This is a genomic window from Streptococcus bouchesdurhonensis (assembly GCF_948472335.1).
Genome location: NZ_CAOKTW010000005.1, coordinates 57,501 through 70,385, shown reverse-complemented (window position 1 = coordinate 70,385; position 12,885 = coordinate 57,501). Strand labels below are relative to the sequence as shown.

Annotated in this window: 13 protein-coding genes; 5 read left to right on the top strand and 8 right to left on the bottom strand. The window is 36.3% G+C overall.

Going from position 1 to position 12,885, the window contains the following annotated elements; all coding sequences use genetic code 11:
• Positions 1-12: 12 nt before the first annotated feature.
• The 8 genes from QMQ21_RS09480 to QMQ21_RS09445 all read right to left on the bottom strand — a co-directional run bounded on the left by QMQ21_RS09480 (position 13) and on the right by QMQ21_RS09445 (position 9,033).
• A complete protein-coding gene (locus QMQ21_RS09480) occupies positions 13-1,215 on the bottom strand; it encodes a LysM peptidoglycan-binding domain-containing protein (RefSeq protein ID WP_247953594.1) in 1,203 nt (400 codons plus the stop codon).
• A 162-nt stretch (positions 1,216-1,377) separates the two neighbouring features.
• Entirely contained in the window at positions 1,378-2,001 is a 624-nt protein-coding gene (locus QMQ21_RS09475; RefSeq protein ID WP_247953593.1) for an HAD family hydrolase, read from the bottom strand.
• Positions 2,002-2,004: 3 nt separating this feature from the next.
• Positions 2,005-3,285, bottom strand: a complete 1,281-nt coding sequence (locus QMQ21_RS09470) for an MATE family efflux transporter (protein ID WP_261203799.1) — start codon at positions 3,283-3,285, stop codon at positions 2,005-2,007.
• Positions 3,286-3,345: 60 nt separating this feature from the next.
• Entirely contained in the window at positions 3,346-4,830 is a 1,485-nt protein-coding gene (gene thrC / locus QMQ21_RS09465; RefSeq protein ID WP_261814348.1) for a threonine synthase, read from the bottom strand.
• A 75-nt stretch (positions 4,831-4,905) separates the two neighbouring features.
• Positions 4,906-6,183, bottom strand: a complete 1,278-nt coding sequence (locus QMQ21_RS09460; RefSeq protein WP_020903672.1) for a glutamate-cysteine ligase family protein — start codon at positions 6,181-6,183, stop codon at positions 4,906-4,908.
• A gap of 620 nt (positions 6,184-6,803) precedes the next feature.
• Complete coding sequence (locus QMQ21_RS09455; RefSeq protein WP_023919729.1) at positions 6,804-7,502, bottom strand: ABC transporter permease; 699 nt, start codon at positions 7,500-7,502, stop codon at positions 6,804-6,806.
• On the bottom strand, positions 7,495-8,322 hold the full coding sequence (locus QMQ21_RS09450) for an ABC transporter ATP-binding protein (protein ID WP_261056628.1): 828 nt from the start codon (positions 8,320-8,322) through the stop codon (positions 7,495-7,497). Before QMQ21_RS09450 ends, QMQ21_RS09455 begins: the two co-directional genes overlap by 8 nt.
• A gap of 258 nt (positions 8,323-8,580) precedes the next feature.
• Positions 8,581-9,033 (bottom strand): helix-turn-helix domain-containing protein, encoded by a 453-nt coding sequence (locus tag QMQ21_RS09445; protein ID WP_261056627.1) that lies wholly within the window; start codon positions 9,031-9,033, stop codon positions 8,581-8,583.
• A gap of 321 nt (positions 9,034-9,354) precedes the next feature.
• Between QMQ21_RS09445 and QMQ21_RS09440 the strand changes: the two genes are divergently transcribed.
• Genes QMQ21_RS09440 through QMQ21_RS09420 form a run of 5 tightly spaced genes read left to right on the top strand, consistent with a single transcriptional unit; the run spans position 9,355 to position 12,845 of the window.
• Positions 9,355-9,828, top strand: coding sequence for a hypothetical protein (locus tag QMQ21_RS09440; RefSeq protein WP_049518300.1), 474 nt, complete (start codon positions 9,355-9,357; stop codon positions 9,826-9,828).
• Positions 9,829-9,868: 40 nt separating this feature from the next.
• Positions 9,869-11,065: a replication initiation factor domain-containing protein gene (locus QMQ21_RS09435; protein ID WP_261814347.1), complete on the top strand. Its 1,197-nt coding sequence runs from the start codon at positions 9,869-9,871 to the stop codon at positions 11,063-11,065.
• Between the two features lie 2 nt (positions 11,066-11,067).
• Positions 11,068-11,454, top strand: coding sequence for a hypothetical protein (locus QMQ21_RS09430; RefSeq protein WP_001096843.1), 387 nt, complete (start codon positions 11,068-11,070; stop codon positions 11,452-11,454).
• A 59-nt stretch (positions 11,455-11,513) separates the two neighbouring features.
• Complete coding sequence (locus QMQ21_RS09425) at positions 11,514-11,708, top strand: DUF3173 domain-containing protein (RefSeq protein ID WP_000598356.1); 195 nt, start codon at positions 11,514-11,516, stop codon at positions 11,706-11,708.
• 3 nt (positions 11,709-11,711) lie between these two features.
• Positions 11,712-12,845, top strand: coding sequence for a tyrosine-type recombinase/integrase (locus QMQ21_RS09420; protein ID WP_009732034.1), 1,134 nt, complete (start codon positions 11,712-11,714; stop codon positions 12,843-12,845).
• The last annotated feature ends 40 nt before the right edge of the window (positions 12,846-12,885 follow it).

Sequence of the window (12,885 nt, the reverse complement as noted above, 5' to 3'; positions counted from 1 at the left end):
ACCAAGTCTGGTTTATCCATTCATTGAAACGTGAACATGGTCATAGTGGTTTTCTGTCACACTACCTCGATCTGGCATTGGGTTCCAAGTATTAGCTGGTCCATATTTGCTATCGAATGGAGCATAGAAACGTTGTTTCCAGATGATGTAACTAATTCCTCGGCTAGCCATATTTTGAATAGCGTATTCCGCAATCTTATCCCCTAGTTCTGAGCTTTCTGGTACCATAAAGTCGATAGCCAAACCTTTTCCGTGATCTCCACTGTCTCCTGGACGGTAACCACTAAAGGATGTGATGCCAAACAAGTTAGCAATTTCTTCTTTAAAGGCAGCTGTTTGTGGTTGAAGGCCTGCATTTTCAGATTTCGCTACCGCAAGTCCAGCATAATCGGGCGCTGCTGGAGCTGCGTAAGTTGTTGCAACTGTTTTCTTCTCTTCTGGTTGATAAGTAGAAACTGCTGTTGTAGCTTCATTTGATGAGGCTTCTTTTGCTTCTTCTGAACTTGTTGCAGTTGTTTCAGGTGCTGTTTCTTCTACTGGTATTGTAGTTGCTTCCACTGCTGATTCAGCTTGAGGGCTGGCTTGTGTTTCCTCTTTCTCAGCTGGAATTGTTGCCTGAGGAGCTGCCTCTGCAACTGCATTGCTTGTCTCGGCTGTTTGCTCCTCTGACGTTGAAGTATTTGTAGATGGTGCTACTTCTTTTACAGTAGCAACTGTCTCTGCAACTTCTGAATTTGTTGCCACTTCTTTTGTACTTGTAGTTTCTACCGCTTTTGGAGCTTCTGCAATTGGTTGAGAAAGGTCTGCAACCTGAACAGTTTGATCATCTACGGTCACTTGATTGGTTGTCAAATCTGCTGTCGCAGTTGTCACTTCTTCACTAGAGTCTGCTTGAGGAGTTTGGATTTCAACTTCTGTTACTTCTTCAGCTTCATTGACAGTCGTTGTCAAAACAGTTTCTGGGAAAATCAAGTCCATATTAGTGATTTTATTCAAATTCGCAAGAACTGTGACATCTACACCCAAGGCTTCTGCAATGGTGCTCAAGGTATCACCATACTGAACGGTATAACTTGTTTTGTTGTCCGTTTTAGTCAAATCATTTTGGATTTGCTCAACACTACGTGCAGCCCAAAGAACTTCTTCTGCTTGAGTTGCCAATACTGGGGCAAATGACAAGGCTACTGTTGAGGCTAATAATATTCTTTTCTTCATTCTTTCAAATTCCTTTCAAATGAGTACCTGTCTATGATAACACAAAAAATGCAGAAAAAAAGCCCTCTCGGGCCTATTTAATAGAACTGTCTATTCCTTGTAACAAACTCGGTTACTTGAAATAGTTTGTTAGGTCTCTGTCACAAAACTGACATAATCTTTTTATTGCTCAGCCTCAAAAATACGGGAAATATCTGCTAACGCTTGAATCCTGTGATTACCTTCATAAGTCGACTCTAAAAAGTTGAGGCTTTGAATCCCACTATTCTGGGCAAATTCCACATCCAGAGTCCGATCCCCTATATAATAAGTATTGTCAGGATTCAACTGATGCTTGTCTATCAGATAGGTAGCCGCTTCTGAACTTGGCTTCCGCGCAAAGCCACTCTGACTGGTTAAAATCTCTGTGAAATAGGATTCCAAACCCAAATCTCTGAGAATGGCAAAAGCATTATCTCCCTTATGAGTGTAAACAAACTGCTGAATTCCTGATTCCTCTGCCCAAGCTAGCACATCACGCGCACCTGGCATCAAAACTACCTGAGCATTCTTCTCAGCCAGACTCTGGGCACGCACCTGATTTAGCACCTCGACATCCAGTTTTCGCTCTTCCGCAACTTTCTCCAGCAAATCCTGCACAGAAAACTTGAGAATAAACTCTCTCACCTGCTCCTTATCATAAGGAATAGAAAACTGAGCAAAAGTTTCCTCAATTCCTGACAAAATCGCTTCGTAAGAGTCCAATAAAGTCCCGTCTAAATCCCAAATAAAAGCTGTTTTTTGCATTTCCTATCCTTTCAAGCTCACATAGCGCTGGTAACGATAGCGTAGAAATAACCAGCGAAAACCATTATCCAAAAGGGTTCCGGCCCAAATACCGGGCAAGCCCCAACCAAGCACAATCCCCATCAGATATCCTGTTCCAATGCGGATACACCACATTCCTATACTTGTCGCATAAAAGGGAAGCCGAGCATTGCCCAAACCCTGCCAGACTGCTGTATAGATGACTGTTCCTATCGTCATAGGAGTACCAAGTAGTGAAAAAAGTGTCACTAGTACACTAGCCTCCACCGCTAGAGAATCAGTCGTATAGAGATGAGTTAGTGGTATACCCAAAGCATAGATACTGAAGGTCAAGGGTAACATGAGGACCAGAGAAAGCCAAAAGGCTTGTTTACTCAACTTATCTACTCTATTCCAATTATCCTCTCCAACCGCTCGAGCCACCAGCATGACCGTTGCCGTAGCGACGCCAAAGGCAGGCATGTAGTTAAACTGGGTCAAGACTTCTCCGACTGCATTCCCAGCAACTACCTCTGTTCCAAAAGAAACAACCAAGGCAATGATCACGACATCTCCAGCTCGCATCATCAGTCGCTCTCCAGCTGCTGGTATTGCCAAAGTCAGTAAGTCTTTATCCAGTCCAAAAGTTGGCTTCGCATAAGGAAGTTTTAATTGTAACCATAAAATCACAAGACCTACCAAACGAGACAGAATTGTCCCCCAAGCAACACCAGCTATCCCCATACCCAGAACAAAAATAGCTAGACTTGAAAAAAGAATATTCAAGGCATTGGATAAAAGACTCACATAGAGGGGCAAACGTGGATTATGCATTGCACGAATCAAGGCACCCAGACTGGTCATCAAGCCCAAAAGAACAATCGATCCGCCTACCAAGGATAGGTAGAGTCCACCACTCTCAGCTACATCTCTCTCCGTCCCCAAAAGTCCTATCATCTCTTTCCCAGCAAAGATAGACAAAGATCCTAAAAGGAAACTTAATAGTAAGGTAATCTTCAACGCCTCAGTCACATGATAGGCTAGCTTAGACTGATTCTTCTGCCCTAAACTTTTTGAAATAACACTGGAAATAGCAGCTCCCAGAGCGATGAAAATCGCCTGGTAAATCGTGATAATATTGCCAGCTACTGAAACACCTGAAATAGCGATTAAGCCCAAGTGAGCGACCAAATAACTATCCACCATCCCCATGAGCATCTGCAAAAAGTTTTCACCCATAGCTGGCAATGCAATATTAAGAATGTCTTTATTTTTCTTAAACAATCTCTCCTCCTGATGAAAAGAAACTCAGTTGGTTTCCCAACCGAGTTTACTCCCTCTGTCTTAAAGTCCTAGATAAGCCTCCACCGCTGCTTGCATATCAGTAGCTGCCACGGTTGTCTTGTGACGAACTGGAGATGTTTCAAGGCCATCAACTGCTGGTGGTACTGCAACACCTGAAATTTCATGTAATTGAGCCAAGGCTTCAAAGTCTGTTAAACCTACTTTCCCTGTTACAGCCTCTACTGCAACCACTGGGAACTTATAAGGACTAGCTGTTGAAGCAATCACTGTCTTAGTCACATCGCCAGTAGCCACTTGGTATTTCTTATAAACTGCCGAGGCAACCGCCGTATGTGGATCCTCGATATAAGAATCTGACTCGTAGACACGCTTGATTTCTGCTGCCGTTTCTTCTTCAGTCGCATATTCAGCCGCGAAGAGTTCCAGAATCTCTGCATCAAAGTCTGTCAATTCATATTGTCCTTGTGTATTCAAGGCATTCATGAGTTCAGCTGTCTTAACCGCATCATTTCCCAAAAGATGGAAAATCAAGCGCTCTAAGTTTGAAGATACCAAGATATCCATAGATGGACTAGTTGTTACTTTAAACTCACGTTTCTTGTCGTAAACACGTGTCTTGAAGAAGTCTGTCAAGACATTGTTGTCATTTGAAGCACAAATTAATTTGCCAACTGGCAAACCAATTTGCTTAGCATAAAAGGCAGCTAAGATATTTCCAAAGTTTCCTGTTGGTACTGTGAAGTTAACCTTTTCACCAGCCACAATTTCACCAGTCTTAACCAACTGAGCGTAGGCATAAACATAATAAACAATTTGTGGTACCAAACGACCAATGTTCATAGAGTTAGCTGATGAAAATTGTAACTTGTTAGCAGCCAATTTTTCACGAAGGGCTACATCGTTAAACATATGCTTCACATTTGTTTGAGCATCATCAAAGTTACCATCAATAGCGATAACATGAGTATTATCACCAGTCTGAGTAGTCATTTGCAACTCTTGAACCTTGCTGACACCATCCTTTGGATAAAAGACGATAATCTCAGTTCCAGGCACATCCGCAAACCCTGCCATAGCAGCTTTCCCAGTATCACCAGATGTCGCTGTTAAGATGACAATCTTGTTCTCCAAACCATGCTTCTTAGCAGCTGTTGTCATAAAGTATGGCAAAATAGACAAGGCCATATCCTTAAAAGCAATTGTTGAACCATGGAACAGTTCCAAATTGTATTGGCCGTCTAATTTCACCAAAGGCGCTATAGCTGGAATATCAAACTTGCTATCGTAGGCATTGTTGATACAGTAGTCCAACTCCTCAGCTGTAAAGTCATCTAAAAATGCTGACAAAACTAACTTAGCAACTTCCTGGTAAGAAGCATCTTTCAATTTGTCAAAGTCCAAATCTACCTTTGGATAAGTAAGCGGTGCAAACAAACCACCATCCGTCGCCAAACCTTGCAAAATAGCTTGGCTAGCAGTTACTGTATTGTTGGCATCACGCGTTGATTGATAAACTAATGTCATTACTCTCTATCCTTTATCTATAGTCTCATCCATTATATCATGATTTTTCAGAAAATTCTCCTTTTATAAGAGAAATTATAGGCCCAATTCTTCTTTCAAAGGCTGTAAATAGCTTGTTTCTTGCTTATTTCTCATCTCCAGTCCTTCGCAAGCTAGCAGGAGTATGTGTTTGGAAAATTCAATAATCGCAGTTTCTTCCTCATTTGTAAGCTTTTTCTTAGAAAATTGTCGTCTTAAAAACTTGTAATTTCGCCCAAATTCTTTAAAGAAAGTCGCTGTTTCTAAGTAAGCTTCTAACTTATCTAAATTAACCAACAATCCTAAGTGAAAAGCTGCAGAAGCGAAGGTTCTCTCTAGAGGTTGAGTACACACACTACGAAACTCAACTGTACCCCGAGTCGTTAAGTCTTGGTACTGATAACTACGATGAGTTTCAAAATCCTTCTCTTGAGGGTAAATAAGAATCTCATCCCCATTAAGAGCATATGCTTGGATTTCAGTTGTAGCCAAATAGTCCCTTGCCTGAATCGGATAAAAATAATAGGTTTGCCCATCGCGTTCCGCAGTAAAAATTGCAGAATGATCTAGATAATCAAAAAAATCATCCTCATCTTTAAAGAGCCTAGCATTGACACCAACATTCTCTGGATATATACCATGCATCGATTCTTCCCAGAAAATATCCCTTGAAATTTTCGTATCCCAATTCTCACCTGAAAACTCAGAATTGGCAAGTAAATAAGCCTTAGCCCCTTCAATTTGGGTAAAAGCATTAATCACTCGTAAGTAGTTAGACTTTGAAACATCCAACTGAACCTGACTCCCACAGATAAAAGCACCATATTCAGGGAAATGATGCAAGTCTGATTCAGCCATATTTCTACTCAAATTCAAATAGTCCACTAACATCTGATAACGTGGATAAGCAACTGGAGTATTCTCATTTTTATTCCAGTTGGGATGAATACCGCAGCCAACGATAGCATGATTGGATTCGCCTAATTTTCTCTGAATTACATCCATATAATTATTAAAACGATTTTCGACCTCTTGAATTGTTTCAGCCTTACCAAATGCAAACTCAATCGTAGTATAGGAAACTTCAAATAAAATAACATCCTGACTTGCTGGCTCCACTAACTGAATAGGAGTCCCAAAATCATCAACCTTTTCGACAGTAAAATCCAAAGCAGAAACTAAATATCGGAATAAGTACTTGATAACTTCAACATCTGTAGCATCCCCTTCCAAGTTTACAACAGGATATTCCAGCTCAATCCCGACAAACAATTCAGGATTTTCTTTAATATTTTTCAAATACCGATGTTTTAATAAATCGATAGAACGAGACATACTTCCCTACACTTTCATAATCTAAATAAAATTTGAATAACTATTATTATACCAAAAATAATATAAAAAAGGAACGAAGATTTACAACGTTCCTTAACTCTATACTATACCGGCGGCCGGGGTCGAACCGGCACGTCCTTGCGGACACTGGATTTTGAGTTCCATAACTACATTTTTTAAATATTATAACCTTGATTTAATAGGGTTTTAAGACTTTTGAATCTTGCAAAATAGACTCATTTTTCAAATTTTAGTAATTTTTTGGTAACACTCCATAACTTATCTCCCAAGAGCATCATCAATACTTCCAGCATACTGAATGTTTTGTTTAGCGAGATCAATTTGAAAATCCGATAATTAAGGTAAGTGTTTTTTATTATTTTAACAAAAACAACTCTTTAGCCCAAGAATTTGATAATTCATTTTCTAACAAAACTTTTTCTTGCCATATACCAGAGTATTTTAACACCAAAAATATCGCAGATTTTTTATGGTGTGTAAGTGCGCCTTTCTATTTTTTATCAAGAACTTCTTAAAATAATTAGGCCGTATAACGGCCTAATTATTATCTAACAAGCATAATACACTCAAACTCTTTATTTCTAAAAGAATTATATAAATCAATGCTCACGAGAGTTCCATTTAAATGCAAAATTTGAAATAAAGATAAGTACAACTACCCAACAAATTAAAGCAAACACACTTGATTCAGATATTTGAAATTTTTCAAGTTTTATAAAATATTCTGTGTTAGCACCTATAAAAGAAAATCTCGTGATGTAACTCATAATTTTATTGCTCATATCAGATGAAAGCATAGGCAAAAAAGTAGCTATAATCAAGACAATCATACTAAATAATGTTGCATGAGTTTGGGTCTTAGAAAACAAACCTATAGATAAATTCAACAGAATAAATGCTAACGTAGTCAATACTACTACAACAAAATACGTTAGCCAATTTGGAATAGAGACTCCAAAAATTACAGGCATGAACAAAGCCGATAAAACAGAAAAAATAAAAGGGAATGAAATGACAGAAATTATATAATTATATTTTGTAACACCACTCAATATCAATGTTCTTAAATTCTTCTTCTCTTTTTCTTCAGAAATCATCATTGAGGTAAAAGAACCAGCTGTCATACTATAAATCAAACTAAGTCCCATGTTTAAAAAATACAATTCGCCATGAATCATAGGGATAGCTTGTAAAATAGCAAAATCAACAAACGGTGTAGCTACACATACAACTAACAAAACTCTATTGCTAATTAAGTATTCCCAACGTAACCATAAAAGTGTCATCAATCTATACATTTTTTGAATCCTCCGAAATCTTTATAAAAATATCCTCAAGCGTATTTTCTAAAGTATGCACACTAGCTACATCAGAACCACCCAAATATCTAGCAGCCTCTGCTTGAGACACCATTATCGAATCTCCATTTTTAAAACGAATAACAGCCTTATCTTGCTGACTATATTTATCTATGATTTCTTGAGGAGAACCATATTCTAATATATGACCTGAATTCAACAATGATATACGGTCACAAATTTTAGTAGCTTCACTCATATCATGAGTTGTTAAAAATATTGTTGTTCCCTCATTTTTTAAATTCATCAGAATATCATGTACTTTATTTGATAAAGCAGGGTCCAACCCCGATGTAGGTTCATCTAAAAAAAGAATTTTAGGATGATGCAAAATTGACCGAATAAGAAGCATACGCTGTTTCATACCAGTTGATAGTTTTTCTGCCTTCTTATCTTTATCTTCAAATAATTCCAGTTCCTTCAACAAAACATCAAGTTTATCTAAACTCACATTGTGATACTTAGCAAAGAATTGCAAGTTCTTATAAACTGTCATCTTTCCATAGAATCCAACAGTATCACTCATTATACCAATATTTAAAAAATCCGAAGGAAGTAACTGATTAGACTCTTTATTTAAAATATAAGCTTTTCCGCTATCCTGTGATAACTGTCCTGTCAAAATATTTATAGTCGTCGTTTTACCAGCACCAGAAGGACCTAGAAAACCAAAGATTTCCCCTTCCTTAATGTCAAACGAAATGTCCTCTAAAGCGATTTTATTGCCAAAACGCTTAGAAAGATTGTCCACTTTTATCATTTTGTTCTCCTTTTTTAACAAAAATACTTGAATCATTAGAAATAATATTAAAATATAAATACATTATAACTATGGAGGTGAATTACATGCTTGCTGCTGCTATCGCATACAACGTTACTAAAGTTGTCATCATTGCTGGTGTTGCTTATTATGTGTCTACTCACTAATAATCAAATGCTATAATAAAAAAGCTAAATGTAAAATCATTCAACAAAAATATACTCATCTTTATCTATTGAGATTTAATCTTATAAACCATCAATCTGCATTAAAATAATCATAAACCTCTTTAAAGAGAGTTTGCAATATTTCTTGCTCCTCTTCATCTAAATTATATTCAGAGACTAGCTCGTCCATATAGTCAAATGCAGTGAGATGATTTTTAATTCCATGCATGACAATAGCAAATTTCAGATCATTTAGTTCCGTTTTATTAAACTCTTTTAACTTCTTCATATCAATTCTAGTGATTGGATGAGGAATAACATCTAGAGTACTGTAAATCGTTTTTCCTAGTAAATAATCTGTCGTGGTATCAAATAGTTTCGCTAATTTGACAACAGCTTCTAAATTAGGTTCTAAAGTTCCATTCTCCCAACGAGAATAAGTACCTTGTTGTACACCAATCATCTCAGAAACTTGTACCTGAGTTAACTTCTTACTCTTTCTCAGTTCCTTAAGACGATCTCCAAAAGAATTATTATTAAACATTGTTTCCTCTTTAATATTCGATTCTGTATATTTTGTCTTGACAAAATATTCTAAACGGTATAAAATAGAATTATTCCATCAGGAATATTTATTTTAAGATTAAATATTCCATTGAGAATATTATAGCATAAAAGGAGGTAAAAGCGTATGTAACTAATAGTTCGATTTAAAAAATTTTAATAAAGGAGGTAAGATTCGACAAAATAAAAAAATCTTGAAACAAATGTGCCGTTCGTTCCAAGATCAAAACATATTATGTAACAATTATACCACAGAAAACTCTTCAGTTGCACAAGAAAATTTCGGAGGTTTCACAAAAAGATGACCAATAAAGAGTTAGTCAATCAAATTTCTGGCCTAAACTCTACCTCTACTCTTAAAAATTGGATTCAACTGATTAAAGAGATAAGTGGCAAGGAATTTAAAAAAATTAAAATTCCTATCAGTAGAAATCCCAGAACTCATCAATTAAGTTATACAGTTGCCTATGATTTTACAGACGAAGACCTTAGACAATTTCAAAAGTTAGCTAAACTAAAACTTGAAATAGGTCTAAAAGAGGCTATACAATCCGTATTTGGGAGTCTAGCAGACAATGAGCAAGAATCCCTAAACCAAGTAATAGATGAGCTCTACGATGAACTGAGCGCCTTAAAACAGGAATTTAAGCGAGAAATGCGACTGATAAAAATTGAGAATTCCAACCTAAAAAAGAAAATCCAAGATATTGAAGAGTCGATGCAAACCGGCTTACTAGGGTTTGTTAACAAGAGGTCAAAAAATAGGTTCGGCTAATAGCGAGTTTTCGGCTGAGCCATGAGGCAGAAAGCCGAAAATGAGCGTAGATGCGGACGGACCATTTTTGACCGATAGGGTGTGTAGTAACACCACCCTCTGCAAGTTAGGTGTACCATCGAAAGAATTCAGTATTGCCAAGGGTTTCGCAGATTTTAAGGGTGGCAAAATTAGGCAAAAAGTTGAATCAAAATCTATGGCAAAAAATGAACATTTACGTTCTGTATTTGACTGGATTCAAATTCAGTTTGATAAGACTGAATTTTCGCCAAGAGAAATAATCGAAGACATTCTATTTCTTGACTATGACCTATTTATTGAGAATATAGGGAGCCTTAAATACTATAACTATGATAGCCAGCTTCATTATGGAAATATCCGTATCTACTATGGAGCGAAAGAGTCGTCCTACATGCTTGTCATGTCAGGACAGGCACTCGAGTTCTATAGAGATATGGTATTAGATCCAAATAGTCTGTCCGAAAGACAGTTTCTGAACAACCTCTACTACAATTACAATCAATTTTCAGTAAGACGAATTGATATTGCAATAGATGATTTTAATGAAACACCCTATTTCACTCCTAATCAGCTTCTAAAGATTTGTCAGAAGAAACGCTTTATATATGGAAAAAGTACCTACTACAATACCTACGGAGATGAAACAATCGGCCAGACCTTATATTTGAGAAAACCCAATGATGACGAAAGACTTAGAATTTACGATAAACGCTTAGAACGAGCTGAGAAGCTCGGTATCAGCAAGCGGTATATAGAAAATTGGATAAGAACTGAGTTAGAACTTAGGAAAGAAAAAGCTCACTACTTCATTCAAGAATGGTTGCATTCAGAAATAGATCTTCTCAACTTTACCAAGGGATATCTCAAAGAAAAAGTGAGGTTCTATAGTGATAGCTATTTCTCAAAACCTTTGAGATCTTGGGAAAAGTTTTTAGGCCATTCAAAACCCGTCTCTATCATTATTTCAAAATCAAAAACAGAACTAGAACAAAAATTAGAATGGTTTACCTATAAAGGTTCAGGAGCTATTCTAAAAGCGTATAAATTTCTATACGACAATAACTTACTGCATGAGTATGAGAAAGCTAACTATCTCGCACTCAACAATATGGAATATCCACCAGATTTAGCAAGTGGATTAATAGAAAGAGCAATACTCTTTAAACGAGAGGATTTGATCCCTACAATCAAAGAAAATATTAAAAGGAGAAATTAACTATGGCAAAAATGCTTTCACAAAATGACTGGAATTTTAATAACATTGGAACAAAATTTGAATTGGATGAAGTCATTCCAAAATTTGAAACGGAAGTCCGAGCAGATGCAAACGGAGAAATTATCAAAAACCGAGATGGTAGCGAAAGACGTTTTAATACCGATAAAATCATTGGTTGGAAATACAATGTAACAATCAAGGATGGACAATTCAAAAAGAAATCAACCCAAGTCTCAGTAGACAATCCAGATGCCTTGGTTGATAATGACTATATCCAAGCAATGGATGAAGTACCAGTTACATTTGACAATTTACAAGCTACTATGATTAGCACGACAATGTATTACAAGGCTGATGCTATCCATTTAGTAGATGTAAAACAAAAATAAGTAAAATACAAGGGGAGTTAATCCTCCCCTTAGTTAATCTAATTAGAAAAGGAGATCACATGATTAAAACTGTAACAAAAGATGACCTTATCGAACTTGGATTTGCTCCAGGAACTGCAAGAAAGATTATCCATACCGGCAAATTACTATTAGTGAATCGTGGTTTTAACATCTACGATAACAAAAGGATTGGTACAATTCCAGCCAGTGTCGCAGAAGAACTATTAGGAATTGAACTCCAGAAAGAAGCGTAGCTTATGGCTTTACGTAAAAGTAGAGACGGAACTTGGATTGTTGATGTTTCCAATGGTATAAATCCAATATCTCTAAAACAACGTAGAATTGTAAGAAAAGGATTCAAAACTAAAAAAGAAGCATTGGAGGCCGAACAATACTTACGAAGTGTCGAACTTAAAGAAAAAAGTTTCAACTCAAAAATATCAATTGATATCCTTTATGATCTCTTAAAAGAAGAGGATAGAATAAACAACAGAAAACAAAGCTATATAGATACACAAGAAAACAACTATAACAGGCATATAAAAAACTATTTTGAAAAAGTTGATGATGTAGCTAAATTAACTTATGAAGATATCTATCAATTCAGAGAACATCTAAGAGATAAAAATACTCAAAACTCAGAAAAGAAGCTAAGTCCAAACACTATTAATAAAATTATAATTTTACTAAAGAAAATTCTGGATGTTGGATTAAGAAAGGGATTTTACAAGGAACATCCCGTAGGATTACTGAAAAAATTACCCATAGAAAAAGTAAAATTAAATTTCTGGACAGTAAAAGAATTTAAGCATTTCTTAACACTATTTAGCAACGATGAATACAATATAAAATTACTATTCACAGTTCTATTTTTTACTGGTCTAAGACTCGGAGAAGCTCTTGCTCTAACGTGGAAGGACATAGAGTTTTCTACAAATACAATCCATGTAAGTAAATCAATATACGTTAAAAAAGGTGAAGAACACATTAGTAGTACAAAGACAAAAGCTGGAACCCGAAGAATCATCATGAACACCAAACTAGTGGAGACACTAGAAGAATGGAGGCAAACACAGCATGAAAGATTAAAAGAATTTACAACCAACCTAGATGATCTACAGATATTTCAAAATAGCCCGATTACGATAACTAAGGATTCAATCGAAAAACAATATAAAAAAATATTACAAAGAGATAGTTCTTTAAAAAAAATAAGAATTCATGACTTCAGGCATTCACATGCTTCCCTACTAATAAACCAAGGAGAAGATTATCTTGTCGTAAAAGAAAGATTAGGACATGCTTCTATAACTACAACAATAGATACATACTCTCATTTGTATCCAAGCAAGCAACAAAAATTAGCGGATAAATTAGATGATTTGTTATAAAACTAGTAATTTTAAGTAACTCAGCGTTACAAATTCAACA

Coding starts and splice junctions, on each gene's coding strand:
- QMQ21_RS09480 (WP_247953594.1), bottom strand. CDS start 1,215: ATGAAGAAAAGAATATTATTAGCCTCAACAGTAGCCTTGTCATTTGCC.
- QMQ21_RS09475 (WP_247953593.1), bottom strand. CDS start 2,001: ATGCAAAAAACAGCTTTTATTTGGGATTTAGACGGGACTTTATTGGAC.
- thrC (WP_261814348.1), bottom strand. CDS start 4,830: ATGACATTAGTTTATCAATCAACGCGTGATGCCAACAATACAGTAACT.
- QMQ21_RS09460 (WP_020903672.1), bottom strand. CDS start 6,183: ATGTCTCGTTCTATCGATTTATTAAAACATCGGTATTTGAAAAATATT.
- QMQ21_RS09455 (WP_023919729.1), bottom strand. CDS start 7,502: ATGTATAGATTGATGACACTTTTATGGTTACGTTGGGAATACTTAATT.
- QMQ21_RS09450 (WP_261056628.1), bottom strand. CDS start 8,322: ATGATAAAAGTGGACAATCTTTCTAAGCGTTTTGGCAATAAAATCGCT.
- QMQ21_RS09445 (WP_261056627.1), bottom strand. CDS start 9,033: ATGTTTAATAATAATTCTTTTGGAGATCGTCTTAAGGAACTGAGAAAG.
- QMQ21_RS09440 (WP_049518300.1), top strand. CDS start 9,355: ATGACCAATAAAGAGTTAGTCAATCAAATTTCTGGCCTAAACTCTACC.
- QMQ21_RS09435 (WP_261814347.1), top strand. CDS start 9,869: ATGAGCGTAGATGCGGACGGACCATTTTTGACCGATAGGGTGTGTAGT.
- QMQ21_RS09430 (WP_001096843.1), top strand. CDS start 11,068: ATGGCAAAAATGCTTTCACAAAATGACTGGAATTTTAATAACATTGGA.
- QMQ21_RS09425 (WP_000598356.1), top strand. CDS start 11,514: ATGATTAAAACTGTAACAAAAGATGACCTTATCGAACTTGGATTTGCT.
- QMQ21_RS09420 (WP_009732034.1), top strand. CDS start 11,712: ATGGCTTTACGTAAAAGTAGAGACGGAACTTGGATTGTTGATGTTTCC.